This window comes from Paraburkholderia sp. BL6669N2 (assembly GCF_003387275.1).
Lineage (GTDB): Bacteria > Pseudomonadota > Gammaproteobacteria > Burkholderiales > Burkholderiaceae > Paraburkholderia.
The window spans coordinates 3,299,810-3,326,160 of record NZ_QUNA01000002.1; the positions used below are offsets into that span (position 1 = coordinate 3,299,810).

Genomic DNA, 26,351 nt, shown 5'->3' on the forward strand with positions numbered 1-26,351 from the left:
GCGCGCGCTCACTTCAAGCCGAAGTCGACCCGCGTCGTCGCACCCTTGTCGTTGATGCCCTCGGCGTTCAGTTTCGGCGCGACGATAAACACGCGGCTGCTGTCGATCTTGCCGTCCAGATACTGCTGCACGCTCTGCGCTCTTTGCTGCGCGAGTCGGCGCAGGCTGGCGTCGTCGATCGGCGCGTTGGCGGCAAGCGCGCTCTTCATCTCGTCGTCCGGCAAGCTCTTGGTCAGGCCGACAAAATTGCGCGGCTTCTTGAAGTCCGCCGACTTGTAGGCCTTGCTCAGATACTTGTCGTAGTCCTTCGGGTCGACGGTGACGGTCGACAGATCGACGCTCTCGCCGTTGCCCACCACGTCTTTGATCTTCTGCTGCTTGACGAGGCGATCGACATAGCCGGTGCGCAACGCGGGTTCGTCGACAGCCGGGTCGACGCGGCCGATCAGGTCCATACGGATCGACGGTTTGTCGGACAGTGCCTTCACGATCGTGTCGAGTTTCTGGGTGTCGGCGTCCGTGAGTTTCGCCGAGCCGGGTTCGAACTCGACGTAGCCCAACTCCTCGCCCTTGCCGCCGAACGCGTTGGCGATCAACGAGAACGGCGCGGTCACCGCCTTCTGTAGCAGGTTGAGCACGGCGTGCCAGATCAGGCCGCCAATACTGAACTCGGGATTCGACAGCGAGCCCGACACCGGCAGGTTCACGTCGATTTCGCCGCGCGAATTCTTCAGCAGCGAGATCGCGAGACGCACCGGCAATTTGGTTGCCGTATCGTTATCGACGTGATCGCCGAACGTGAGCTGGTCGATGAAGATGTGGTTATTCGCGTCCAGCTGATCGTTCTCCAGCTTGTAATGCAGATCGACGTTCAGCTTGCCCTTGGTGATGGGATAACCGGCATATTTCGCCGAATACGGCGTGAGATTGGTCAGTTCGATATCGTGCGCGACCGCCGTCAGATCGAGCGCCGGCTTCGCAATCAGCGGATTGACGGTGCCGCGAATCGACAGCGGGCCATTGGCCGCCAGTTTCGCGGCGATGTCGACCGGCGCGGCCGTGGTGGATTGCGTGCCGAACGCGCCGACCGTGCCCTGAATGTTGACCAGGTTCGCCGTGAAATTCGGCTTGATGAAGTTGTCGGTGTACGTCACGCGGCCCTGTTGCAGGACCAGTTGACCGAAGTGCAGTTTGACCGGGCTTGACGGCGGCGTGGCCGCCGTCACTGTGGCAGGTGCCGCCGATGAAGCCGGCGCGGGCGCAGCCGCGACCGCCGATGCTGGTTGCGGCGTCAACGGAACAGGGTCCGTACCGCTCTTGTCGCGCGTCAGCGATTGCGGCGCGCCGCTTTCATGCGCAACGACGTCCTTCAGGTTGAGCTTGCCCTGCGGATCGAGCAGCACGCGTCCATAGAACTTGGTGAACGTGACGCGGCCCGCGTCGACCACGGTGCCATGCTCGTCGTAATCGGCTTTCAGGTTGGACAATGCCAGCGAGCCCCATCCCGCGAACGGGTCGGAGGTCGCCTTGTCGAGCATGCGGACTTCGACGAGCGCCAGGTCGCCGTGATAATTGGCTTTCAGCGACTTTGCCTGATTTAATGTCAGGTCGCCGTTCGCATTGAGCAGCGCGCTCGCGATCACCGCATTCAGCTTGCTGCCGAAGTACGGCTCGAAGGCCGCTGCGTCGAGCCGGTTGGCGTTCACCTTGACGGCCACCTTGAGCGGCGTCGCCGTGACGTCGCCCTTTACGCCAAGCGTGCCCTTCTTGTTCAGCGTGGCCTGCAGATCGATCGGCAACGGACGGCTCAGATCGTCGCTGACGTTTTGCACCTTCAGTTGCAGCGGCGTGATGTTCAGTTTCACCGGCTGCGGTGTGGTGTTGTCGGTGAAATTGGCAGTGGCGTCCTTCAAGGTCAGTTCGCCGATCTTGTAGTGCCACGCGGGGCCTTCCGCCTGCGCCTTCTTGACCGCGTGAATCGCGGTGCGTTGCGGCGCGGCTCCGTGCTGGCCGGCAAGCGCGGCGAGGTTGATGCTGCCGTCTTTCAGACGCTGCGCATCGACCGCGAGGCCGGTCGTGTCGACGCTGGCGATCTCGGCGTTGCGCGCCGCCACATCCACCTGCCTGATCTTCACGCTACCTTGCGCGAGCGAGATCAGCGGGTCCTTGCTTTCGCGCGCCGCGACTTTCAGCGATTGCAGATTCAGTTGCGAATCGGTGACCATCACGGCTACCGGCGACTTCGACCAGTTCGCGCCGACATTGGCGGTGGCGGACAGCGCGCCGTCCGTGATCTGCGCGACGGTTGCGGTGTCGATATACGGTTGCAGCAACGGCAGCTTCAACGACTTCACGTCGATCTTCGCGCTCGCGGTCTTCGCGACGAGGCCGAACGCGCCTGCCACGCCGAGTGAGCCGCCGGCGTCCTTGAAATCCGTGTTTAACGTGTAGTGCGCGGGCGCGGTGGCGAGCGTCGAAAAATCGGTTAGCGTCACGGCCAGTTTTTGCAGGCCGACATCGACGGGCCGCGAAGCCGCGTTGTCGTGGACATTCACGGTGCCGTCATTGAGCACGAAGCGTTTGATCGACAGATCCAGCGGCGGCACTGTCTTTTTTTCCGCGGCACTGGAGCCGGATGCGGCAAGCGGCGCGCTCGCCGCCGGTCGCGCCGCCGCGGCTTCAGACGCGGGCGCAGACGCAGACGCCGGCGCGGGCGCGAACATCTTCTCGACGCTCACCATGCCTTCTTTATCGCGCGCAAGGTTGGCGGTCGGCGCGTCGATACGGATCTCGTCGAAGTGATAGAGGCTCTTCAACGGTTCGAGCGTGGCGGCCGCCACATGCAGCGCGCGCGCCGCGAAGAACGGCGCCTTGCTCTGATCCTGCACATCCACGTCGTTCATATCGACGGTGCCCGCCACGCGCAGCGAAGGCGCGTCGTTGGAGACCACGAAGTTGAGCTTGAGATCGGTGGACAGTTTGCCGGACTGCACGATCACCGGCAGTTTGGTCGGCACGTACGACATGAGACGCGGCACATCGAGCCCGTCGAAGCGCAACGACACTTCCGACTCGCGCGACGCGGCAAACGGCTTGGTCCTGCCGTCGATGGCAAGCGGACTGCCGTCAATCCGCGCACGCAATAACGGCTCGACGAAGATATCGGTTTTCGACGGCAGCGTGGCGATGAACGGAATCCCGAGCTTCCATTGATCGATTACATGCGTCGCGCCGAGCAGTTTGTCGTCGAACGTGATCTGACCGTTTTCGAGCCTGATGTTCGACACGGAGAACAACGTGGGTTTGCTATCCGGCTTGGCCGGCTGCTTCGAGAATTTCTCGATCAGGTCGGTGAAATTGAAGCGCTGCGCATCGTAACGAACAATATGAAAGCGCGGCGAATCGAGCTGCACTTCGTCGATGATCGGCGCCGCGCGAAACAGCGAACTCCATGACGGCTGCACGATGAGCCGTGAGATATCGACGAAGTCGCCCGCGCCGCCGCGCTCGCCGATATGCACACGATCGGCTTCGAGCTTGAGCGTGTACGGATTGAGCGCAATGCGCCCGATGGTAGAGGGACGGTCGAGTTGTTTGCTGATCTGTTGCTCGGCAATGTGGCGGATCAGCGGCGGCGCCGCGAAGAAGCCCAGCAGACCGAACAGTACAACGAAGATCAGCAGACCGGTGATGACACGCCGGGTGCGGCGTGACTGCGCGACATCGCGCATGGTCTGCATGGACGAGGCTAATGATGCTTTATTGAGGCTTGCCATGCTCGGTCTTGGGTAGTGCGGCGGCAAGCCCGCCGCGAAAACGAAAATCCCGCAAGCGGCAGTATAAGTCGTGAATCTTTCGTGGGATATAAATGTAAGGCGTGGCTTACACAATACTCCGCGCAATAGCGTCGCAGGTCCGCCGAGCCGATGCGGCGGACCTGCGACGTTCGATGCGTCAAGCGCTCGTTACTGAAGCGCGGCTGTCACGTCGTGGACACGGAAGCATCATTGGCGCACGACGGCCGGCGGTTGCCAACTGCCGTCGGTGGCTTGCGGCTTGGGCGCGTACAGACGCAGCACCAGTTGCAGATCGGCACGCGGCGCCGGCAGCCAGTTGCCGCTCCGGCTCCGCGTGGACGACACCGTCACGTCGAGCGAGCCGTCGCGGTTGCGGCGTGCGCCATTGCGATCGCCGACCGCGAGACGCGCCGGCGCGCTTTCGCCGAGCGCGCCGTCCTTCGTGTAGGCCGTGATCGACCAGAAGCCGCGCACCGGCGGCAACTGATTCGGCGCGAAGTGGATCACGTAGCGGTTTGCGCCGTTGAGCGCGCGACCGTCGCTGTCCTGCGTAACGACCGCGCGAACTTCGTCGTCTTTCGTGCCGATGCCCGGTTGCGCATAAGCGGCATAGGCGCGCATTGCGTAGTCGGGGCCGTAGTTGCCCACGGCGTCGCCGAACCAGTTCCAGCCGTTGCCGCTCAGCAAATTGGACGGTGGCGTGACGACGCGTTCATGGCCGTCGGCGAGACCGGCCGCGATGGCTTCCGGCGCCTTCGGGAGTTTGACCGGCTCGCCGGGCGTCACACCGAGGTCCGAGAGGAACTTGAGCGCGTGCGGATCCGCTGGAGTCGGCGGATTGTCGGGCAAGGCCTGCGCGAGTCGCGTGAAAAAGCCGTTCGCGTCGAGCGCCGCGACCTGCGCGGCCGGCGTGCCGGCAGCGCCCGCGGCGGCGTCGGCCGCGTTGCTGCGCGGCGGCGTGATCGACGCGGACCGGCTGTCACCCGCGTAGACACTCAGCGGCGCGACACGAATGGCGCGCTGCAGCTTACGGACCGCCGTCAGGTCGCGCGTGCCGTTCGACTGGATACGCACACTCACCCACGCGTTGCGAGTCGGCACGTCGACGCGCTTCACACCTTTGGGCAAATCCCCTTGCCAACCCGGACCGACAAAGGCGATCGCCTGCGCCTTGATGCCGGCCGCGCGCGTGTCGAACTGCGAACTGGTCGACCACACCACGTTGGTCCACATGTCGAGCACGCGGGCGTCGACATAGCGGCCGTGCGAATCGGGCAGCGAAACGATCACCGGTTCGCTGCCGACGTCCAGCCAGCCGGTCGAATCGAATGTATCGAGACTCGGCTGCATTGGATTGGACGCGCCGATCGGCGGCAATGCCTGGGCGTGGCGCAGCGTATTGAGGGGCGCCTGGCCTGGATTGGTGCCGACCGCTGCATCGCGCGTGACGCCCATCAGCACCAGCGGATAGCCGAATACGTACGAGTCGGCCACTTCGTCCTTGATCCAGCCCGTGGATTTTTGTGTCGCGGTGGGGGTCGACGCGCAACCGGCCAGAAATGCGAGGCCCGCGAACGATGCGCAGGTCCAGTGAATCGAAAACAGTGCTCGGCGATTTTTTATCATTCGTTCAGGTGGCGGAACGTGTGGTCCTAAGGGAGACGCCGGCGTGCAGCGAACCCTGTGTGCGCGGCCTCCCAAAGCCCAACGCAGACAGTCCGCGGTTCGCGATGCCGACAACATCGGGTTGTATCGTATCCTTGCCCGGCAGGCAAGCGCAAAGGCTGGATTAGCGCCGGTTCGCGCGCAAGCCGCCTTTTTGCGGTACGGTTGACGTTTTTTGTCACGTCGCCCCGGCGTCCCGCGTCTCGGGCGGCTTTTCATCATTGCCCTTTCGCCCCCTCGTATCCGGAGCGCTTCATGTACATGCCCGCCCATTTCGAAGAGAACCGCCCGGAGGTTCTCCATCGGCTGATCGCCGAGCAGCCATTCGGCGCGCTGATCACCAACGGGCCGAACGGGCTCGATGCGAACCATGTGCCGTTCGAGTTCGAAGTCCCGTCCACGGCCGGTGAAACGCACGGCATCCTGCGCGCTCACGTCGCCCGCGCGAACCCGGTGTGGCAGGAAGCCGCCGCGAATCCGGAGGCGCTCGTGATCTTCCAGGGTCCGGCCGCTTATATCTCGCCTAACTGGTATCCGAGCAAGCACGAAGCGCATCGGCAGGTGCCTACTTACAACTATATGGTGGTGCATGCCCACGGCCGCATCGCCGTGCGCGACGACGAGTCGTTCGTGCGCGGCCTGGTTGCGCGTCTGACGCGCAAGATGGAAGCGGGCGAACCGGTGCCGTGGAAAATGGGTGACGCGCCCGCTGACTTCATCTCGCAGATGCTCGGCGCGATCGTCGGTATCGAGATCGAGGTGACACGGCTGGTCGGCAAGTGGAAGCTCGGCCAGAACAAGGCGGCGGACGACCGCCGCGGCGCGGCCGAAACCCTGCTGGCGCGCGTGAGCGACGAACAGAAGGCCGTCGGTCAAGCCATGCTGGACGCGCCGCCGGCCTTCTGAGCGAGCGTTCCGGCGATGTGCGCGCGCCTTGAAACGCGTCCCGCAATTCGTCCTTGACCTTCCCATCATGGGAAGGTCAATACTGGGTTCATGATGCGGCCCGATGCCGCCACGAGCCTTGCCTACCATGACCGAACTTGCCAACTCGCAGCGCCCCGCGGACGCTGCCGCCTCTCCCGCCCGGATCGCCGAACTGGACATTGGCGGAATGACTTGCGCCTCGTGCGCACTGCGCGTCGAGAAAGCGCTCAACAAAGTGCCGGGCGTCGCGCGGGCGTCGGTGAATCTCGCCACGGAGCGAGCGCGCATCGAGAGCGACGCCGCCGTCGATCCCGAGACGCTCGCCAACGCCGTGCGCAAGGCGGGCTACGACGCCACGCTGTCCGCCGCCGCGGACGCGCCTCCGCTCGTTGCCGAGGCGCAGCAATCCACGCAACTGGCGATCGGCGGGATGACCTGCGCGTCGTGCGCGATGCGCGTCGAAAAAGCGCTGGCGAAAGTGCCGGGCGTGCTGGGCGCTTCGGTGAATCTGGCCACCGAAACCGCAACCGTCAGTCTGGATGGCGCGGCCGCCGCGCCGGACGCGCTGATCGCCGCCGTCAAGAAAGCGGGCTACGAAGCGAGCCTGATCGTGCCGCCGGATACATCGGCCGCGACCGACCGCGCCGACCACGTTGCGCCCGCCGACCGCAAGCGCGACCAGACCCGCCGCGAACTGGCCGCGGTGCTCGCCTCCGCGGTGCTGACGCTGCCACTCGTCGCGCCGATGCTCGGCGAATGGTTCGGCCTGCACGCGATGCTCTCGCCATGGCTGCAACTCGCGCTCGCCTCGATTGTGCAGTTCGTGTTCGGCGCGCGCTTCTATCGCGCGGCCTATCGCGCCGTGCGGGCCGGCACGGGCAACATGGATTTGCTGGTGGCGCTCGGCACGTCGGCGGCGTATGGCATCAGTGTCTATGAACTGGCGACCCATCCGGGCGACATGAATCATCTGTATTTCGAGGCGTCGGCGGTCGTGATCACGCTGGTGCGTTTCGGCAAGTGGCTCGAAGCTCGCGCCAAGCGCCAGACTACTGACGCTATCCGCGCCCTCAACGCGCTGCGTCCCGACCGTGCGCGCATTCGCGTCGGCGCAGACGAACGCGACGTGCCGCTCGCGCAAGTGCGGGTCGGCACGGTGGTGCTCGTGCGCCCCGGGGAACGCGTGCCAGTCGACGGCGCGGTGCTCGAAGGCCGCACGCATATCGACGAATCGCTGATCACCGGCGAAAGCCTGCCGGTGCCGAAGCAGGTGGCCGACGCGGTCACCGCCGGCTCGATCAACGGCGAAGGCGCGATTGCCGTGACGACCACCGCGATCGGCGCGGAAACCACGCTCGCGCGGATCATCCGCCTCGTGGAAAGCGCGCAGGCCGAGAAAGCGCCGATCCAGCGCCTCGTTGACCGCGTCAGCGAGATCTTCGTGCCGGCGATTCTGGCGATTGCCGCGCTTACGCTGGTGGGCTGGTTGATCGCGGGCGCCGGCGGCGAAACCGCGATTCTGGACGCGGTCGCCGTGCTGGTGATCGCGTGCCCATGCGCGCTCGGCCTGGCCACGCCGGCGGCGATCATGGCCGGCACCGGCGTCGCGGCGCGGCACGGCGTGTTGATCAAGGACGCCGAAGCGCTGGAAACCGCGCATCGCGTGACGATCGTCGCGTTCGATAAAACCGGCACGTTGACGCTCGGCCAGCCGTCGGTGACGGCGTTCGAGCCGATCGGCGGCATCGGCCGCGATGAAGCGCTGGCGCTTGCGGCGGCGGTGCAGCGCCATAGCGATCACCCGTTGGCGCGCGCGGTGTTGAAGGCGCATGAAGTCGCGACGGCGAACAGCGTCGATGCGACGGCGGCTGACGCCGACGGTGTGGCGGCAGCGAGAACTCGCGGTGCGGCGGCAGCGAGCGCCGGCGGTGCGCTGGCAACGGACACCGGCGTCGCGGCGGCGTCTGGACAAATCCCGCCGCAGCATGCGAGCGCCGCGCGCGCGGTTGCAGGCCGTGGCGTCGAAGCGGACGTCGACGGCCGCACACTGGCGCTCGGCAGCACGCGCTGGCTCAATGAACTCGGCATCGACCTGCCGCCGGAACTCGCCGCTCGCGCTCACGAACTCGAAGCCGCGGGCAACACGGTTTCCTGGCTCATGCAGCGCGATCCGCAAGCGCCCGCGGCACTCGCCTTGATCGCTTTCGGCGACACCGTCAAACCGACCGCACGCGCCGCCGTCGAACGGCTCGCGCAGATGAGCATCAAGAGCGTGCTGCTCACCGGCGACAATCGCGGCAGCGCGGCGAGCGTGGCAAGGGCGCTCGGCATCGACGAATTTCACGCGGAGGTTCTGCCCGACGACAAGGCCCGCGTGATCCGCGACCTGAAAATTCGCAGCGCCGGCATCGTCGCGATGGCGGGCGACGGCATCAACGACGCCCCCGCGCTCGCCGCCGCCGACATCGGCATCGCAATGGCGACGGGCACCGACGTCGCCATGCACGCGGCCGGCATTACGCTGATGCGCGGCGATCCGGCGCTCGTGGCCGACGCCATCGACATCTCGCGCAAGACGTGGCGCAAGATCCAGCAGAACCTGTTCTGGGCGTTCGTTTATAACCTGATCGGAATTCCGCTGGCCGCTTTCGGTTTGTTGAACCCAATGCTCGCCGGCGCGGCGATGGCGTTTTCGAGCGTGAGCGTCGTGACCAACGCTCTGCTGCTGCGCACCTGGCGCGGCGCGCAGAATCGCTCGGCAAGCTGAGCGAACACGCCGAGCGATGCCATGCGGGCCGCGCCGATTTCGGGCGTCGTCACGGCGCTCTGTGGCTGTGCGCCTGACGCGGCGCGCAAGTCGTTCGACGCACTGAGCGGACGCAGACAGAAATACCCGGCACACGGCGGGGCCAATTTGCAGCGCCGCCACCAAGGCGCTATTGCTGTGAGCCGCGCATCGAACCGCTCCGCCGACAGCATGATCCATTACTAAGTGCTTTCAAATCCCTAAAGAAAGCGGACGCCGCGGCCGTAAACAAGCCATCGATGCCGGGCATGCCTATGCATGGCTCGCGCGCGCCTGTTCTCCTTTACTCGAAAGACGTCCATGGAATTTCTCTCTTTGCGCCGCGCCAGCGTCGGCGCGCGGCTCGCCATTCTTTCGTGCACGCTGGTGGCGTTGATTTTCGCCGCGTTCACGTGGGCGCTCACCCGCACCGCCGGCCAGCAGATCAGCGATCAGGTGCTCGAACGCATCGCCGATAAGGACCGCTCGATCGCCGCAATGATCAAGCTGTTCGACAGAGCCTTGTCGAACGAGGTCGATCGCTCGATGTCGCTGTTCGCGAGTTTCCTGCCCGCCGGCTACACGCTCGACGAAACCCAGAAGGTCGACATCGGCGGCGTCGCCACGCCGACCATCAAGGCGGGCGACAAAGTCCTGAACATGGATTTTTCGATCCCCGATCTGTTTCTCGAGCGCAGCGGCGCGGTGGCCACGATCTTCGCGCGCAGCGGCGATGATTTCGTGCGCGTCACCACGTCGCTGAAGAAACAGGACGGCTCGCGCGCGATCGGCACGCTGCTCGACCGCAAGGCGCCGGCCTACGCGCTGCTGCTCGCCAACAAGCCTTATACGGGACTTGCCGCGCTCTTTGGCAAACGTTTGATCACGCAATACCGGCCGATCACGGACGCAAGCGGCCGCGTGATCGGCGCGCTGTTCGTCGGCGTGAACGTGGACAAGGAAATCCAGTCGGTGCAGGACGGCATTCGCAACTTGAAGATCGGCGACAGCGGTTATTACTTCGTCGTGAATGCGTCGAACGGCGCGGATCGCGGCAAGCTCATCGTGCATCCGGCCGCCGCCGGCCAGAGCGCCGACAACGCGAACGCGCCGTATCAGCAGATGCTCGACATGAAAGAAGGCCAGCTCGAATACAGCTCCGCCGATGCGACACTCGGCGAACGCGGCTCGCACGACAAGTTCGTGTCGTTCGTGACCGTGCCGGAATGGCAATGGCTCGTGGGCGGCGTCGCGCCGCGCGACGAAGTGATGGCCAACGTCATCACCACGCGCAACGAATTCCTGCTGCTCGGCTTCGTGCTGGTCGGCGTGTTCGCGGCCGTGTTCCTGTTTGCCGTGCGACGCCTCGTGAGCCGCCCGCTCGACGAAGCCGTCAAGGCGTCCGAACGTTTCGCCTCGGGCGATTTGAGCGTGCGCGTCGCGAAGGGCGCGAACGCGCGCGCCGATGAAATCGGCCGCCTGATGCAGTCGATCGACGGCATCGGCGAAGGTCTCGCGCGGATCGTTTCGCAAGTGCGCAATGCATCGACGGATATGTCGCAGGGTACCGAAAAGATCGCCACCGGCAGCGGCAATATCGCTGCGCGGATCGCCACGCAGGCGAGCAGCCTCGAAGAAACGGCGGCCAGCATGGAAGAGATCACCTCGACCGTGCAGCAGAACGCCGACCACGCCGCGCAAGCCAACACGCTCGTCACGCGCGCCGCCGATGCCGCGCTCGAAGGCGGCCGCGCGGTCGAACGCGTGGTGTCGACGATGGGCGAGATCAGCCGCTCGTCGCAGAAGATCGCCGAGATCACCACTGTGATCGAAGGCATCGCGTTCCAGACCAATATCCTCGCGCTGAACGCAGCGGTGGAAGCCGCGCGTGCCGGCGAGCATGGCAAGGGTTTCGCGGTGGTGGCTTCGGAAGTGCGCGCGCTGGCGCAGCGCAGCGCGGCTGCGGTGAAGGAGATCGAGAGCCTGATCGCGACGTCCACGGCAACCGTGCAAAGCGGTTTCCAGATCGCCGAAGAAGCCAGCTCGACAATGCAGGGCATCGTTCAACAGGTCGGCCAGGTGCGGGCGATCATGGGCGAAATCAGCGTCGCCTCACGCGAGCAATCGGGCGGCATCGAGCAGGTGAATCTCGCCGTCACGCAAATCGGCGAAGCCACGCAGCAGAACGCGACGATAGTCGGCGAGGCAGAACTCGCGGCAGCCGAGTTGCGCGATCAGGCCGCGCGTCTCGCGCAGGTGGTCAGCGTGTTCAAACTGGGAAGCGGGCGCGATTGAGGCAGGGTTGTCACGGCGCCGTGCTGCCTGATGCAGCGCGCGCCGCCTGCCGTTGCAACAGTGGAAATGCCTCGCTTCGTCAGAACTCCACGTCCAGCTCGTCGATCTCCTCCACTTCCTGTTGCGCGTCGGCGATCCACTCCTGCATCTCGGGCAGTGCCATGATCCGCTGCCCGTATTCGACGATCTCCGGATCGAGTTTGACGTCGTAGGTCACGAAACGCGTCACTACGGGCGCGTACATCGCGTCCGCCGCCGTGCGCTCGCCGAACAGAAACGGGCCGCCGTACTGGTTCAGACAATCGCCCCAGATCGTCACGATGCGGTCGATATCCGACTGAGCCCGCGCCCATACCTTGAAGCCCGGAAAGTGCGCTTTGAGGTTCATCGGCAGAGCCGAACGCAGCGAGCCGAACCCTGAGTGCATTTCGCCGCAAATCGAGCGGCAATGCGCGCGGGCGCGAATATCTTCGGGCAGCAGTTTCGCGCCCGGTTTCAGTTCGTTCAGATATTCCGCGATCGCCAGCGTGTCCCAGACCTTGATGCCGTCATGAACGAGGCACGGCACCAGGATCGACGGCGAAAGCAGCAGGAGTTCAGCGCGTGCCGCAGGGTCGTCGATCGGCATCACGATCTCTTCAAAAGGCAAACCGCTGAACTTGGTCAGCAGCCAGCCGCGCAACGACCACGACGAATAATTCTTGCTGCTGATGGTGAGCGTGGTATTCGCCATACGATTCTCCTCCAGATGAGGCGCTCGATCGGCGCCCGACGCCATGCGTGCACGTTGCCGTGCGCGCGCGCACCAAAGCGCGGCAAATTCGGCCCGTTCTCCCGACCGGCGCAAATGCTATGCCAACGCGACGGCACGGCTGCGCGAGTGCGTACGCATGCATGGCACATGACTTGCCTTTATTTGGGCTCCTTCCTCTTCAGCATTCGTGCGAAGGTTATGAACCTGTTCGCATATCCCACATACCAGGCTTTCGCCGACATGACGCTGCCAATGCGGCACGGCGCGGCGCTGGTGAATCATTCGCTCGACGCATGGCCTGCGTTCGGCGAGACGTCGCATGGACGTTCGATCCGCGCGGCCTGCGAGTTGTTGACGCTCGCCGGGCTCACGCCCGTGCGGCCGCCGTTCGAGATCGACAACGTGATATCGGAAGGCAAATCCGTGGCGGTCGTCGAGGAAATCGCGGCGCACACGCCATTCTGTTCGCTGCTGCATTTCCGCAAGGAAACGCCGCCGTCGGCGCCACAACCGCGCGTGCTGGTGATCGCGCCGATGTCCGGCCACTTCGCGACGCTGCTGCGCGGCACCGTGCGCACGATGCTGGCCGAACACGACGTCTACATCACCGACTGGCACAACCCGCGCGACGTGCCGCTAAGCCAGGGCCGCTTCGGTTTCGACGAATTCGTGCAGCACGTGATCGACTTCACCGAAACGATCGGGCCCGGCGCGCATCTGCTCGCCGTTTGCCAGCCGACGGTCGCCGCGCTGGCCGCGGTCGCGCTCATGGCCGCCGACGATCATCCCGCGCAACCGGCGAGCATGACGCTGATGGCCGGTCCGCTCGATACGCGTATCAACCCGACGCGCGTCAACGAACTCGCCAAAAGCAAACCGTTGGAGTGGTTCGAGCAGAAGCTGATCAGCGCGGTGCCGTTCGGCTTTGCGGGCGCGCACCGGCGCGTGTATCCGGGCTTCATGCAGTTGACCGCGTTTATGGCGATGAACCTCAACCGGCATCTCGACTCGTTCGAGACGATGTATTACGAGCGCGCCAAAGGCGATCCGGCAAAGGCCGACACGATCCGCACGTTCTATGAAGAATACTTCGCGACGATGGATCTCACGGCCGACTTTTATCTGGAAACCGTCGATACGGTTTTTCAGCGGCATGCACTGCCGTTGCATGCGCTCGAAGTGAAAGGGCGTCTCGTCGAACCGTCGAAGATTCGCCGCACCGCGTTGCTCACCGTGGAAGGCGAGAGGGACGATATCTGCGCCGTCGGTCAAACGCTCGCCGCGCAGGACATGTGCGACAAGTTGCGGCCGTATTTGAAGACGCATCACGTGCAGACCGGCGTCGGGCACTACGGCGTGTTCAATGGACACCGCTGGGAGCGGCACATTTATCCGCGCGTGCGCGCCGTGATCTACGACAACGAACCGCGCGCCGTGCTGGTGAGTTCGCGCGCGCGCACGATCCAGCCGGTGCCAGCCGCAACGGCGGCAGAAGTCACGCCAGCAGCGCCGGCGGCAACGGCGGTGGTCGATGTGGAAGTGGATGCGACGACGGCGAACGCTGCGAACGGAACTAGCACCACATCAAGTGCGAGTCCGGCGGCGGCCATCAAGCCGCAAGCGTCACGCACTCCACGCAGACGGCCGCCGGCGGCGCAATGAGCTGCTGTTCGGACGCGCGCGGCGGCTGTCCGCTTGCTTGCTTGCGTAGTACCCGCTATTCAAGCGTGCAGCCGCCTTCTACCTTCGCTAAGCCGCAACGCTCTTCCACGGCGTCACGGTCGGCACGTCGCACGGCCCTTCGACTTCGATCGATTTGAAATCGGCCGGCGAAACGATTTCGATGTACTCCATATCTTCCGAGTAGTCGAACAGATAGTGGACGATACCCGGCGCCTGATGCACGCAATCGCCGGCGGCGACGAGCGTCTCCTTGTCGCCGTACATGAAGCGCGCCCAGCCCTTCAGCATGATCACAATGTGGAAATCGGCTTCATGACGGTGCCAGCCGGTGCCTTGCTCTGGTGCGTGGTTCGCCTTGACGAGTTGCGCGAGCACCTTGCCGCCGGTCGCCTGCGCGATGCCTAAATCACGGTAGAGAAAAAAGTCGCGTAAGCCCTGATCCTCATAGGACGTGTCTTGCGGACGGACATGACTGAATTGCGTGGCGAATTCGGTGGACATGATCGCGCTCCTCGCGAGTGAGCCGGCAGTTGAAAACGACGCGTTGGAGCGTCGGTTGCAAGCATCAAGCGCGCCAGTGTGCGGGCGCTGCATTTGCTTTTGCGCGTTTTCGGAGGCGATGCCGTGAATGTCGCGCCATCTGGCGTGGCGCGACGTGGTTTTGAGCGCTGCGCTGTCTACGCCGTCGGGCGGAACATCTGGAACATGTCGCCGATTTCCGCGTAGTCGGCGCGGTAGCCGGCACGCATGATCGGCTGCGCGGCGTGGGTGTCGAACAAGCCGTCTTTCAGATACGCCTCGTTGATATGCACGCCGACCACTTGCCCGAGCGACAGATAGTTGTCCATCGGCTTACCGTCGAGCGTATGCAGCCGCACCACCTGCAGCAACTTGCATTCGAGCGCAGCCGGCGATTCCGCGACGTGCGGCACGGCCACGTTGCGGCCCGGCGCGGGCGTGAGGCCCGCGAGTTCGAATTCGTCGACGTGCGGCGCAACGGGCGCCGACGAGCGGTTCATCTGCTCGGCGAGCGGTTTGGTGGCCAGATTCCAGACGAATTCGCCGGTGGCTTCGATGTTGGCGACGCTGTCTTTATGGCCTTCGCTGGAAAAACCGATGATCGCCGGAAAGCTGGCGAACGCGCCGAAGAAACTATAGGGCGCGAGGTTCAAGGTGCCCGCGGTGTCGCGTGAAGAAATCCAGCCGATCAGACGCGGCGCGACGATGGCTTTGAACGGATCGTGCGGGAGGCCATGGCCGGTGGCGGGGTCGTAGAAGTAGTGGGGCATGGAGATTGGGGCCTTGCGGATGGGGCGAGACGGCAGTTATACCGCAGAGCGGCGCAGGCTGCTGGGCGGGCCTGAAGTGCGAGGCTTCTCTTAACGCCGCGCTCTTCAGACTCGCCCTTTCGTGTCAATCAACCCCGACTAATCACACGCTTGCGCCCTTGCTTCACCTGCTCCAGATGCGCATCGTCCCAGTCATGGAAACCCGCTCCGCTGCGCACGCCGACACGCCCTGCTTCGACGTGCTCACGCAACAGGTCGAGCACGTCTTCGTCCTTGGCCAGTTCCGGCATCAGATGGGAAGCGATATCGAGGAAGGTGTCGAGGCCGCCCATGTCCGCGCCTTCGAGCGGTCCGACGATTCCCCAGCGGCGACCCAGCGACGCCTTCATCACGCGGTCGATCACGTCCGGCGTCGCCGCGCCCGAGCGCACGATATTCAACGCCTCGCGCAGCACCGCGAACTGCAACCGGTTGCCGACGAAACCCGGAATCGCCTTCGCCAGCACGACGGGCTCCATGCCGATCGCACTCATCAACGCAGCTGTCTGCTGCGTCACTTCGGGCGCGGTTGCCGTTCCCGGCACGACTTCGACGAGCGGAATCATGTGCGGCGGATTCCAGAAGTGCGCGATCACAAAGCGGTCTTTCGCCTGCAACGGAGCGGCGAGTTGATCGGGATGAAAACCGCTGGTGTTGCTCGCGAGAATCGCGTCGCCGGCCAGCAACCGGGTCAGCGCCGCATACAGGCGATGCTTCAGTTCGAGCACCTCGGGAATCGCTTCGATCACGAATTGCGCCGATGCCATGACGTCGAGTTCGGCATGCGTTTCGATGCGCGCCAGCGCCGCCCGTTTGGCCGTCGGGTCGATGCGGCCGGCGTCAATCAGTTCGTCGAGCACCGCCTCCGCCTTCGGCGCGACGCTCGCGAGCCGCGCCGGATCGACGTCGTGAACGATCGTCCTGTGTCCATGCAACGCGCTTTGCGTCGCAATGCCGACGCCCATCAACCCCGTACCCACTACGCCAATCACTGCGTTGTCCAAGCCGCTCTCCTGCTGCCGTCGATAAAGCGTTCAAGCATAGCGCAGCAAGCCGATTCGTAAGTCCGAACGTGACAAAGCCGGTCTTCCGCGAGGAAAGACCGGCTTTGTGCACTTCAGGCCGACGCCGCATCGTGCGGCGCCGTCACGCGCGAATTAGTAGCGCGGGGGCGGACGATGGTCGTCGCGGTGATGCGGATCGTACTCGTGCGGGTGGTGGCGCATCCAGTCGTCGTGCGCCCAATAGCGATGGCCGTCGTAGTAACGGTCGCCGTGCCAGCCGATATTGATCGACACGCCCACCGGCATCATGTGCGGCTGACCGTAGACCGCCGGACCCGGGCCGTTTTCGACTACCACGCGTTCCTGAGCGAATGCGCTGCCGGCCGCGAGCAACGCGCCGCCTGCCAGCAAGGTTGCGATGATTGAACGCGATGTCTTGTTCAAGGTTTTCATAGTGACCTCCCATCAAAGTTTTGTATCAAGCCGGCGTCCGTGCTCGAGATCGACCTGAATCTGCATTTTCGGGTTCGCACCAGACGCCGTACGCTTGAGACCAACTTTAGCGGCGCAAACCGCATGAAGACGTGAGCACTTGTAAGCGCTCATTTCATAGAAAGGGACCGATGACCAAAGCGCATTTTGCCCGTCCGGCCCTGTGTACAAAGCCATGCGCTATGACTGGGCCACGCTGACCCGGCGGCCATCTTTTCAGGCGCCGTTACATTCATTTCGGCCGGGAAATATTCGGAGACAAGCCCTGAAGGACGAAAGCGAGTCTTAAAAACAAAAAGCCACGGTACGCGTTTCGCGAACTGTGGCTTCAACAGTGATGCAATGCGCACCCGAAGTGCGCGCCCGTACGCGGTTGCTCCGCGCTAGGGCCGGTACGGCTTTGCTCTTAGTCGCTCAGCTTGACGCCGAACAACGTACCTTGTGCTTTACGGACGCGTTGTGCTTCGCGGCTACGCGCTTCGTACGAGTAGTCCGAATCCAGCGGCAGATGGGGCGACGCAAAGAGGTCGCTGACTTTTTGGAACAATGCAAAAATGAAGCTCATGGCGACTCCCGGTTAGTTGCTGCATTTGCTAGGGTTTTCCCTTAAGAAGAAGTATAGGGTTTTCCCTAGGCAAAAGCTAGTGCAATGCAGCATTTTTTCGGTGTGGTGCGTTGTCGCAGCGTATTTTTCACATGTTGCGTTGCATCATGACAACGTCCCCTTTTTTTATTTCCAGGGTCGAAAGGGGCTGGGTGCTGCGGCGGGCTCGACGTCGGCTTTTTGACTGCGCACCAACTTTGACTCGCCACGGGCTTGCGTGGGGTCATCACGGCCGCGTCAACGGCGCTTGGCGCTGGCTGTCCGGACGTGTCAGCGTCTGCGCTTTCTACGGACACGATCAGCCCCGCAGCGTCCGGGCCAGATTGTCTTGCGGCTTCACGCGGCGGCCGTTGCTGAAAAATCGGGCTGCGGGCGCCGGACAGCGCCCAGGGATAGGAAAGTGGACCACCGCAACCGGCTTGTCGCCGGCGCGGCGCTCACTGAGTGTCAGTGCGGGCTAACCGCTTTCTGCTTATGTCCATGCTGCGCCCGCGTTGCGCGCCTCGCATGCGTCGGCGTGGCGGCGGCTTGCTGGGGCGCCGTGAGCGCTGCCGCAGCCACGTCGGAAGCGGCATTAGTGGCGGCAGCGGTCGCCATCGTCACGTGCGTGTCGAGCAAACTGGCCATGGCTGCCTGCTGGTTCTGCATCATCTGCTCGATGCGCTGCTGCTGGGCGCTCGTTTCACGCGTGAGGCGCATCAGTAGCACGGTTTGCGTGATGCCGATCGCGACCGTCACCAGCAACGCACCGACCACGATCGACAGCATCCATTTCATGCGCCGCGAATGATCGGTTGCGGCGTGGCGCTGATCGGCGATCACACCATAAAGCGCGTCGACGGTATCGGCAAATGCGGTTGCCCGCGCGCGATCGAGTTCCGGCGCGGCGCGCAGCGCAGCCGCGGCCGCTTCGGCACGCCGGGCTTCCCGCCAAGGCATGGCGAATGCCGCGTTAGCCTGTGCGGACGCTGAGGAATTCATTGACGTCTCCGACGCCGTGCTTTTCGACGCGGCGATTGCAGCTTCCGTCGGCGCCCTATGCTGGTTCGGCACCGCGCCCGGCTTGGACCCTTCAGCAGCAGCGTCCGGTTGTGCCGACTCGGGTTCGTCCGTTGCGCCCGTCACTTTACCCGCGACCGCGGCCTGTTCTTGTGAAACCGATGCCGATGCCGATGCCGATGCCGAAGCTACACCAGAAGCCGAAGCCGCCTTGCCAAAAGTCGCCGCGAGCCGCTGCGTCGCCCTGACACCGCCAGCGGTCGACGCCGCCATCACATCGGCCTTTGCATCCGGCTCGGCCGCCTGGCGCAGCGCGGTCACGCTGCGCGCCACGGTCGCTGCCGCCATCGCCGGGGTAAGCGGCGCCGATGCATCGCGCGCCGGTGTCGTCGAGTTGTCCTCTGCAGACGCGGCCATGTCCGCTGCCGGCTTCGCATCGCCCAAAGCCAGTTCGCCGGCGGGCGAAGCCGCCACCACCAAAGGCTCGATTTCTAGCCCGCTCAACAGCGCGTTGACCGGCACCGGTTGGTCGTCGGGCTTAGCAGCGCGTGGCGCGCGGCGCGCGGCCCGCGCGTCCACCAACGTGTTGTCGCCGCCATCGATCGCGCCGACCGCTGCCAACACCACATCAGGTAATTCGAAACCATGCAGCGTGCCTTGCCGGATATCGATATTCATCGCTTCCAGCGTGGCGCGGGTGGGATCATCGGGGAACAGGTCGAGCGTGCTGTCGTCGCGGGAGGCGTCGCTCAATTGCGCGAGACGTTGTGCCGAGCGCGCCGCGCGCGCCAGCTTGTTTTCAGTTTCGGTCGGGACGGTGGCCTGGCGGCGCTTCTTCGAAGCGACGCGCTGAGGCCGGGACTGCGTGGATGCTACGGAATCTGCCATAGAGAAAAAAGCGGTCGTCGCCGGAAAGCGGGCGCCGAGCACCGCTCGTCAATGCCGTTGGAATTTTTCGAGAGCGCATTGTCGCATGGCCGCCCGCGCCCGCCGAAGCCATTCGGCGAGGATTTTCAGATTTCAGGAGGCCGCGTCGTCCTGCCGGAACTGTTTGACGCCATGCAGTCGTCGCAAGCGCGCGGCGGCCACCATCAGGCGTGCGATGAGTTCGAGATTCCCCAGCATTGTTCTTGCTCCTCAGCGGAAATTATCTGAAGTAGTCTCCGCATCGGTGACGCAGTGCCAGTGCGAGCCGTTTGCTTTATGCTAAGCCGCACGTCGCCAGGCAGGTCGCGCGGGCCGGTCGCACGAGCTGGTCGCCATCCTGATTTTGCGGCTGCCGGTTTGCAAAACAGGTAGCATCCAGGCTCGTCGGCAGGTTCGCCGGCAACCGCGCCGCGCTGAAACTCAGGCCACGGAAGCAACAAATATGGCCGCCGTCGCTTCGCTTCGAAATACCCTGTTCGCCCCATTTTGACTATGCAGAGCATGAACCCACCCGCCGCTTCCACCCTCGCACTCGCCGCCAATCTGCGCGATCACTTCACAGGCGTGGTGCTGCCGATCTGGCGCGGCCCGGGTTTCAATACCGCACTGAAGCTGCCCTACGAAGCCGTCAGCGCCGAAGGTCATCAGCCGCTGCCCACCGAGCGCTATCGGGCCATGGCCTGCGCGCGGCAGTTGTTCGTGTTCTCGCAAGCAGGCGACCCAGCCCATGCGCAGGTGCTGTTCGACGCCTTGACGCATACCTTTCAGGACACGCGCGACGGTGGATGGTTCTACAGCGTGGATGCGCAAGGCGCACCGCTCGACACCACCAAGGACCTGTACACGCACGCGTTCGTGGTGTTTGCCTGCGCAGAGTATGCGCGGCGCTCCGGCAATCGCGATGCGCTGGAAATCGTGCATCGCACGTCCGCGCTGATCCAGTCGAACTTCGCCGCCGGGGACGATCTGTTCAACGCCGCGCTGAACGCGGATTTCTCCAGCGTGACGGGCACGCCGATCCAGAACCCCTTGATGCACCTGACCGAAGCCTGGCTAGCCGCTCGCGAAGCTACGCATGACAACGCTTTCGACGCCGCGCTGCGGCGCCTCGCCGGCGCGGTCGCGCAGCGCTTCGTGCATGCGCCGACGGGCTGCATCGCCGAATTGCCGATCGGCGCGGACGATAACCGTCTGGAACCCGGGCACCAGTTCGAATGGTTCTGGCTGGTGAAACAGGCGGGCGCTGTGTTCGAAGGCTCGGGTCTCGCCGAAGCCATGCCGCGCGCGTTCAGCTTCGCGCAGCAATATGGCGTGGATCGGGAAACCGGCGGCGTGTACGCTTCGCTCGACGAAACCGGCCGGATCAAAGACGCGACCCAGCGGATCTGGGCCCAAACCGAATATTTACGCGCGCTGGCGAGCCATGGCGAACCGGCGGCGCGCGCCGCGCTGCCCCGGCAAATCGAACTGTTCCAGCAACGGTTCCTGCGTCCGCAGGGCTGGTTCGAATGCAAAACGCCGGCAGGTGAAGTGGCGCGCGCCGATATGCCGTCGACCACGCCCTACCACCTCGCTACCGCCTATGAGGCGCTGCCGGCGTGAACGCCGCGGGCAAGGCCACACAGCGGTCGAGCGCCAGAGAATCTCCTAGCCATTCGTCAGGCCATGGCAAAGAAACCTGCTGAACCCTGGTATCGACCACCGCCTGCGGACGACATCTGCCCGCTCTGCGGCCGGCCGATCCCGGCGAGCCAGCGCGACTTGCATCACTGGGTGCCGAAAACAAAAGGCGGCAAGGAAGTCGCCGCCCTACACCGCATTTGCCACCGCCAGCTCCACGCGCTGTTCACGGAAGCCGAACTGGCGCAGCGCTATTCGACGGTCGAGGCGCTCCTCAGTGACAAGGCGGTACGCACCTTCGTGCGCTGGGTTCGCAGCAAGCCGAATGATTTCTACGAGCGCACGCGCTGCAGTGGGCGCAAAAACTAAGCATCGAACGGACCGAGCGAAGCCGGCTGAGCGCCGGCCGCGATCTCACGACGGGACGCGGGCATAAAAGCCGACCGCCCGGTCGATCAATACTCTTCGCGCTGCCAGGGGCTCCAGTCGCTGTCGGCTGATTTAAAACGCATATAAGTTGCGCTGTGCCCGGTGGGGGTGTCCGACGTGTCGCCGTGCGGCTTCTGATCGGTGACGTGGAGGGCGAAAGCCTGGCGGTCTTCGGTATCGACCGTGATACGGCCGACCGGGTCCAAGGTGCCTTCCTGAGGTGATTTAGACTCCAATATCGCCAGATAGGGGGTCAAACGACTCCAGAACGAGGTAAGTTCTTCTTGTAAATAATGTGTCAATGTTTTTCCTGGAAGAGTAATACGAGCAGTTTACCCTACCTGCGGGAACAGCCTTCCAACCGCTTTCCAAGCCTCAAAAAGACCGGGGCGGGGGAATACCCGAATACTGGTTGGTTGGCGTCCGTCATTAAGACGTGATACAACTCCTACTTCGCGCTCGATCTCGTGTTGAGAAATAGCGGTCGCGAATGCAACACACAACATTTACTGGATTAAAAATGGCAACAGGTACTGTGAAGTGGTTTAACGATGCAAAGGGCTTTGGCTTCATCACGCCGGACGACGGCGGCGAAGACCTGTTCGCGCACTTTTCGGAAGTTCAAGGCAGCGGCTTCAAGTCCCTGCAGGAAAACCAAAAGGTGACGTTTGAAGTTAAGCAAGGCCCGAAGGGCAAGCAAGCTGCGAACATCCAGCCGGCCTAAGTACCGTCAGGTACGTTGAGGCACCCTTAGGCGCTTGCGTCTAATGCAAAATGGCCCGCTTCGGCGGGCCATTTTCTTTGTCTGACGATTTCTTTTTGAGCCTTTCGCGATCTAGATTGCGCGTATACCGGCTAACGAAAAATCAGCCGATTGCCCTTGCACTTCGTCGATTTGTTGCATCCGCAACACAGTTTCAGAAATTTCGAAGACGGAAACAGCCTGTTTCAATTGCTGAGTCTGCTGATGCAGCGAAGCCGCCGCCGCTGCAGCCTCTTCGACGAGCGCCGCGTTCTGCTGCGTCATCTCATCCATCTGCACGACCGCCTGATTCACCTGCTCGATGCCGGTGCTCTGCTCGAGCGACGACGCGCTGATCTCCGCCATCATCTGCGTGACGCGCGAAATCGAGGCGGACACGTTGCTCATCGCCGCGCCGGCGTGCTCGACCAGCGTCGAACCGCCCTGAATCTCGGCGACCGATTCGCTGATCAACGTTTTGATTTCCTTCGCCGATTGCGCGCTGCGCTGCGCGAGGCCGCGCACTTCGCCCGCCACCACGGCGAAGCCGCGCCCCTGCTCGCCCGCGCGCGCCGCTTCGACGGCCGCATTCAGCGCGAGGATGTTGGTTTGGAAGGCAATGCCGTCGATCACCGAAATGATCTCGGCGATCTTGTCCGAGCTCTGCGCAATGCCGCGCATCTTGTCGACCACCTCGTTGACCACTTCGCTGCCGCGCGAGGTCGCCTCCAGCGCGGTCTCGGCGAGCGCGTTGGCCTCACGCGCGTGCTCGGCGTTCTGGCGCACGGTAGCCGTCAGTTCCTCCATGCTCGACGCGGTTTCTTCAAGCGACGCCGCCTGGTTTTCGGTGCGCGCCGACAGATCGGCGTTGCCCGTGGCGATTTCGTCGGCGCCGAGGTGGATCGAGTCGGCGGATTCGCGCACGGCCTGCACCGTGCGCGCCACGCTCGCCTGCATTTTCGCGAGGCCCGAGAACAGCCGGCCGATTTCATTGGTGCCGCGTGCTGCGATCGGTTGGTCGAGACGGCCGTGTGCGATCCGGTCGAAGTGACGGCCCGCTTCTTCCAGCGGCGCCACCACGCCGCGCCGCAGCGCCGCGTACACGGCGAACGTGCCGGCTACCAGCGCCAGCAGGATCACGATGCTGACGGCACGGAAGGTCGCCATGCGCGTGTCGATCGAATCGAGCGATGCGCGGCTTGCCGTGTTGCCGAACTGCACGAAGTTATGCAACTCGCCGAGGTACGCGTCCTGGAACGATTGCGTCGGCTGATCCAGGAAGGCCTGGATATTGTTCGAGTCGAGAAACTGCACCAGCTCCGCGAGCGCGTCATGCAGCTTTTTGTACCGCTCGGCGAGCGCGGCGGCGCGGGCGCCGTTTTCGTCGCCGGTCTTCGGCGCGCTCATGAAGGCCGCGAACGACTGGTCGGCGGCCGTCAACTGTTCACGGGCGTGCTGCACGATATCGGCCGGCTCGGAGCCGCCGCGTACCATGCGCGTCCCGGCGCGCGAGAGGTTGATGCGCGCGTCCATCAAATGCTGGGTCGTTTCATTGACCGCGTCCACCTGCTTCAAGGCGATGTTCGACAGATCGCCCACGTCGTCATGCGTACGCGTGAGCGACCAGAATCCCAAACCTATCGTGACAAGCTGGAAAACGCAAAACGCGGCCAGAACACACAACAGGCCGGATGCGACCTTGATCTTGCTGAACATCGTGAATACCTGAAGGCAAAGAATGACGGGAGCTACGTCAGGGTTAACGGCATAAGCGCGCCGCGCTTGAGGCCAATTCCATCAAAGATCGCCTTACGCCCCCTTTTCATCGGTCAACGTCATCATTGCAATCAATTCGCGCAACAATGCGCCGCACGAATTACCGATTCACCTTGACGCGGTGCATGCGCGCTTCCTAGAGTGGGTAGGGACTGCACGACGCAGGCCAGTGCAGATTGCCACCGCGGGCCACGCCCGAAGGAATCACAATGACCGACCTCCTCGACCGGGCGCGCGGCGCACTGCATGCCCAGCCGTTCAGCATGCTGTTAGGCGCCGAGTTGATGCAGACAAGCACCAGCGAACTCACGCTGAGCCTGCCGATCCGCGACGAACTGCGGCAGCAGCACGGCTTCGTGCATGGCGGCGTCATCAGCTATCTCGCCGACAACGCGCTGACCTTCGCGGGCGCGCTGCTGCTCGGGCCGAAGGTCGTGACCGGGGAATACAAGATCAATTACCTGCGGCCGGCCATCAACGGCACGCTGATCGCGCGCGCCAAGGTTGTCTACGCGGGCCAGCATCAGGCGACCTGCCAATGCAACGTGTATGTGATGGAAGGCAACCGCGAAAAGCTGATTGCCGTGGCACAAGGCACGGTCAATCGGATCAGCGAGAACGGCGAACACGAACACGCGGGCTGACGTCACGGCACCTGGATGAACCATCTTTGGCGCCGCCTTCGGGGCGCTTGTCCACGTCTCCTCATTTAGCTAATATGCTAAACGTTATCGACTGATGGTTCCGTTCCACACGCACCGCTTCATGACAGACGAACTCACCCGCATCAACGCGCTCGCCAACGCAAGCCGCCTCGCCGTCATGCGCTGGCTGAAAGAGCCGACGCGGCATTTCCCGTATCAGGACCACGCCGATATCGAAACGGTCGGCGTGTGCTGCACGTTCATCACGGACAAGCTCGGTATTGCGCCTGCCACCACCACGCGTCACATGCGCATCCTCGCCGATGCGGGACTCGTGCGTGCGCAGCGCATCGGCAAGTTCACGTACTACAAGCGCATCGACGCCGAGTTGCAGAAGCTCGGTCGCGACCTCGCCAATCTCTAGGCGCGTGGCCTTCTTGAGGCTGCCGCGCCATCACGTTATCGATACTTGAAGGACGCTATGAACGAACTTGCTCTGATTGCCGACGCCGACCGGCGCGCGCACGCTTACCTCGCCGATATCGGCAAGCGCCGGGTGTTTCCCGACGCAGCCGCGCTTGCGCAACTCGCCGCCTTCGACGAAGCCTTCCCGCAGCACGGCCACGCGCCCGCCGACGTGCTGCGTCTGCTCGACGAAAGCGGTTCGCCCGGCACGGTCGCGTCGAACGATCCGCGCTATTACGGCTTCGTGATCGGCGCGGTGCTGCCGGCCGCGGCGGCGGCCGAGCGTCTGATGGGCGCGTGGGATCAATGCGCGTCGACTTCGACAACTCGCCCGTCGCAGCCACGTTGGAGAAAATCGCGGCGCGCTGGGTGCTCGACGCGCTGGATCTGCCGCGCGAAGCGGCGGTCGGCTTCGGCACCAGCGCCACGGCGTGCACGCTCGTTTGCATCGCGGCCGCGCGGCGCGCGCTGCTTGCGCGCAAGGGCTGGGATTTCGACAACGATGGCCTGGACGGCGCGCCGCCGGTGCGCGTCGTGATCTCCGAGATGGCGCACATCACCGTCAAGAAGGCGTTGCGCGTGCTCGGCTTCGGCATGAAGCGCGTGATCAGCGCGCCCGTGGATGAACACGGCCGCATCGATCCCGCGCAGCTACCGCCGCTCGACGACATGACGATCTTCTGCGTGCAAGCGGGCGAAGTGAACACCGGAGAGTTCGATCCGTTCGCGGCACTGATTCCGCGCGCCAAAGCCGCCGGCGCCTGGATTCATGTGGATGGCGCGTTCGGTCTGTGGGCGCGGGCATCCTCGAAACGGGCGCTGACCGATGGCATCGACGGCGCCGACAGTTGGACCACCGACGGCCACAAGTGGCTCAACACGCCCTACGACGGCGCCATGGCGATCTGCCGGGACGCGCAGGCACTTTCATCGGCGATGAACAGCGACGCGGTCTACCTGACCGGCGCGCACGACGCGCAGAAGAACGTGAACCTGGAGTTCTCGCGCCGTGCGCGCGGCATTCCGATCTGGGCGGCGCTGCGTTCGCTCGGGCGCAGCGGCGTGCAGGAGATGGTGGACCGGCATTGCGCGCAGGCTGCGCGGATCGCCGAAGGTCTGCGTGGTGCCGGATTCGAGGTGCTGAACCGCGTGGTGCTGAACCAGGTGCTGGTACGTGCGAAGACCGACGCGCAGACGGTCGCGATTCGCGAAGCGGCACAGGCGTCGGGCGAAACGTGGTTCGGTCAGACTATCTGGCAAGGCCGGCCGGCGTTTCGCATCAGCGTGTCGTCGTGGCGCACTGAGGATACGCACGTCGATCAGTTGGTGGCGCTGCTCGCAAGACTGCTCGCCGAACACGCCGATTGAGCAGCGTGCCGAAAACGAGTGCGGCGGTGGTTTGGCCGCGCCACACG

General features: G+C 64.0%; 20 protein-coding genes and 1 pseudogene. 10 read left to right on the forward strand and 11 right to left on the reverse strand.

The window, feature by feature from the left end; translation table 11 throughout:
* Positions 1–8: 8 nt before the first annotated feature.
* Both B0G80_RS37305 and B0G80_RS37310 read right to left on the reverse strand, forming a co-directional pair.
* Complete coding sequence (locus B0G80_RS37305; protein ID WP_116122685.1) at positions 9–3,776, reverse strand: DUF748 domain-containing protein; 3,768 nt, start codon at positions 3,774–3,776, stop codon at positions 9–11.
* 228 nt (positions 3,777–4,004) lie between these two features.
* The gene (locus B0G80_RS37310; RefSeq protein ID WP_116122686.1) at positions 4,005–5,423 is read right to left on the reverse strand and encodes a DUF1254 domain-containing protein; all 1,419 of its coding nucleotides are present in this window, start codon (positions 5,421–5,423) and stop codon (positions 4,005–4,007) included.
* A 294-nt stretch (positions 5,424–5,717) separates the two neighbouring features.
* Here B0G80_RS37310 and B0G80_RS37315 point away from each other — a divergent pair, with 294 nt between their 5' ends.
* The 3 genes from B0G80_RS37315 to B0G80_RS37330 all read left to right on the forward strand — a co-directional run bounded on the left by B0G80_RS37315 (position 5,718) and on the right by B0G80_RS37330 (position 11,469).
* Positions 5,718–6,368 (forward strand): FMN-binding negative transcriptional regulator, encoded by a 651-nt coding sequence (locus B0G80_RS37315; protein WP_106281704.1) that lies wholly within the window; start codon positions 5,718–5,720, stop codon positions 6,366–6,368.
* Positions 6,369–6,495: 127 nt separating this feature from the next.
* Complete coding sequence (locus tag B0G80_RS37320) at positions 6,496–9,156, forward strand: heavy metal translocating P-type ATPase (protein ID WP_116122687.1); 2,661 nt, start codon at positions 6,496–6,498, stop codon at positions 9,154–9,156.
* Positions 9,157–9,495: 339 nt separating this feature from the next.
* The gene (locus tag B0G80_RS37330; protein WP_116122689.1) at positions 9,496–11,469 is read left to right on the forward strand and encodes a methyl-accepting chemotaxis protein; all 1,974 of its coding nucleotides are present in this window, start codon (positions 9,496–9,498) and stop codon (positions 11,467–11,469) included.
* Between the two features lie 79 nt (positions 11,470–11,548).
* Here the strand turns inward: B0G80_RS37330 and B0G80_RS37335 are convergent, their stop codons facing one another.
* Entirely contained in the window at positions 11,549–12,202 is a 654-nt protein-coding gene (locus tag B0G80_RS37335) for a glutathione S-transferase family protein (protein WP_116122690.1), read from the reverse strand.
* A gap of 219 nt (positions 12,203–12,421) precedes the next feature.
* Between B0G80_RS37335 and B0G80_RS37340 the strand changes: the two genes are divergently transcribed.
* Positions 12,422–13,885: a polyhydroxyalkanoate depolymerase gene (locus tag B0G80_RS37340; RefSeq protein ID WP_116123873.1), complete on the forward strand. Its 1,464-nt coding sequence runs from the start codon at positions 12,422–12,424 to the stop codon at positions 13,883–13,885.
* A gap of 87 nt (positions 13,886–13,972) precedes the next feature.
* Here B0G80_RS37340 and B0G80_RS37345 read toward each other — a convergent pair whose 3' ends face one another.
* From B0G80_RS37345 to B0G80_RS37365, 6 genes are all read right to left on the reverse strand, one after another.
* Positions 13,973–14,407, reverse strand: a complete 435-nt coding sequence (locus B0G80_RS37345) for a cupin domain-containing protein (protein WP_106281694.1) — start codon at positions 14,405–14,407, stop codon at positions 13,973–13,975.
* A gap of 176 nt (positions 14,408–14,583) precedes the next feature.
* Positions 14,584–15,195: a flavin reductase family protein gene (locus B0G80_RS37350; RefSeq protein ID WP_106281692.1), complete on the reverse strand. Its 612-nt coding sequence runs from the start codon at positions 15,193–15,195 to the stop codon at positions 14,584–14,586.
* Positions 15,196–15,323: 128 nt separating this feature from the next.
* On the reverse strand, positions 15,324–16,238 hold the full coding sequence (locus B0G80_RS37355) for a 3-hydroxyacyl-CoA dehydrogenase family protein (protein WP_116122691.1): 915 nt from the start codon (positions 16,236–16,238) through the stop codon (positions 15,324–15,326).
* 153 nt (positions 16,239–16,391) lie between these two features.
* On the reverse strand, positions 16,392–16,691 hold the full coding sequence (locus B0G80_RS37360; RefSeq protein ID WP_106281688.1) for a hypothetical protein: 300 nt from the start codon (positions 16,689–16,691) through the stop codon (positions 16,392–16,394).
* A 445-nt stretch (positions 16,692–17,136) separates the two neighbouring features.
* Positions 17,137–17,295 (reverse strand): hypothetical protein, encoded by a 159-nt coding sequence (locus B0G80_RS46240; protein WP_166678917.1) that lies wholly within the window; start codon positions 17,293–17,295, stop codon positions 17,137–17,139.
* A gap of 486 nt (positions 17,296–17,781) precedes the next feature.
* The gene (locus tag B0G80_RS37365; protein WP_116123874.1) at positions 17,782–19,221 is read right to left on the reverse strand and encodes a hypothetical protein; all 1,440 of its coding nucleotides are present in this window, start codon (positions 19,219–19,221) and stop codon (positions 17,782–17,784) included.
* A 531-nt stretch (positions 19,222–19,752) separates the two neighbouring features.
* Here B0G80_RS37365 and B0G80_RS37375 point away from each other — a divergent pair.
* Both B0G80_RS37375 and B0G80_RS37380 read left to right on the forward strand, forming a co-directional pair.
* Positions 19,753–20,862, forward strand: coding sequence for an AGE family epimerase/isomerase (locus tag B0G80_RS37375; RefSeq protein ID WP_116122693.1), 1,110 nt, complete (start codon positions 19,753–19,755; stop codon positions 20,860–20,862).
* Between the two features lie 63 nt (positions 20,863–20,925).
* Entirely contained in the window at positions 20,926–21,249 is a 324-nt protein-coding gene (locus tag B0G80_RS37380; RefSeq protein ID WP_116122694.1) for an HNH endonuclease, read from the forward strand.
* 86 nt (positions 21,250–21,335) lie between these two features.
* Here B0G80_RS37380 and B0G80_RS37385 read toward each other — a convergent pair whose 3' ends face one another.
* A complete protein-coding gene (locus B0G80_RS37385) occupies positions 21,336–21,566 on the reverse strand; it encodes a hypothetical protein (RefSeq protein ID WP_258879164.1) in 231 nt (76 codons plus the stop codon).
* Positions 21,567–21,829: 263 nt separating this feature from the next.
* Between B0G80_RS37385 and B0G80_RS37390 the strand changes: the two genes are divergently transcribed.
* Positions 21,830–22,033, forward strand: coding sequence for a cold-shock protein (locus tag B0G80_RS37390; protein ID WP_007178724.1), 204 nt, complete (start codon positions 21,830–21,832; stop codon positions 22,031–22,033).
* A 111-nt stretch (positions 22,034–22,144) separates the two neighbouring features.
* On the opposite strand, the gene B0G80_RS37395 is transcribed toward B0G80_RS37390, so the two are convergent.
* Entirely contained in the window at positions 22,145–23,767 is a 1,623-nt protein-coding gene (locus B0G80_RS37395; protein WP_116122695.1) for a methyl-accepting chemotaxis protein, read from the reverse strand.
* 269 nt (positions 23,768–24,036) lie between these two features.
* Between B0G80_RS37395 and B0G80_RS37400 the strand changes: the two genes are divergently transcribed.
* The 3 genes and pseudogenes from B0G80_RS37400 (at position 24,037) to B0G80_RS37410 (ending at position 26,304) form a co-directional block, all read left to right on the forward strand.
* Positions 24,037–24,471: a PaaI family thioesterase gene (locus B0G80_RS37400; protein ID WP_012428699.1), complete on the forward strand. Its 435-nt coding sequence runs from the start codon at positions 24,037–24,039 to the stop codon at positions 24,469–24,471.
* A gap of 121 nt (positions 24,472–24,592) precedes the next feature.
* Complete coding sequence (locus B0G80_RS37405) at positions 24,593–24,895, forward strand: helix-turn-helix transcriptional regulator (protein ID WP_106281679.1); 303 nt, start codon at positions 24,593–24,595, stop codon at positions 24,893–24,895.
* A 57-nt stretch (positions 24,896–24,952) separates the two neighbouring features.
* Positions 24,953–26,304 (forward strand): annotated as a pseudogene (locus B0G80_RS37410) (pyridoxal phosphate-dependent decarboxylase family protein).
* The last annotated feature ends 47 nt before the right edge of the window (positions 26,305–26,351 follow it).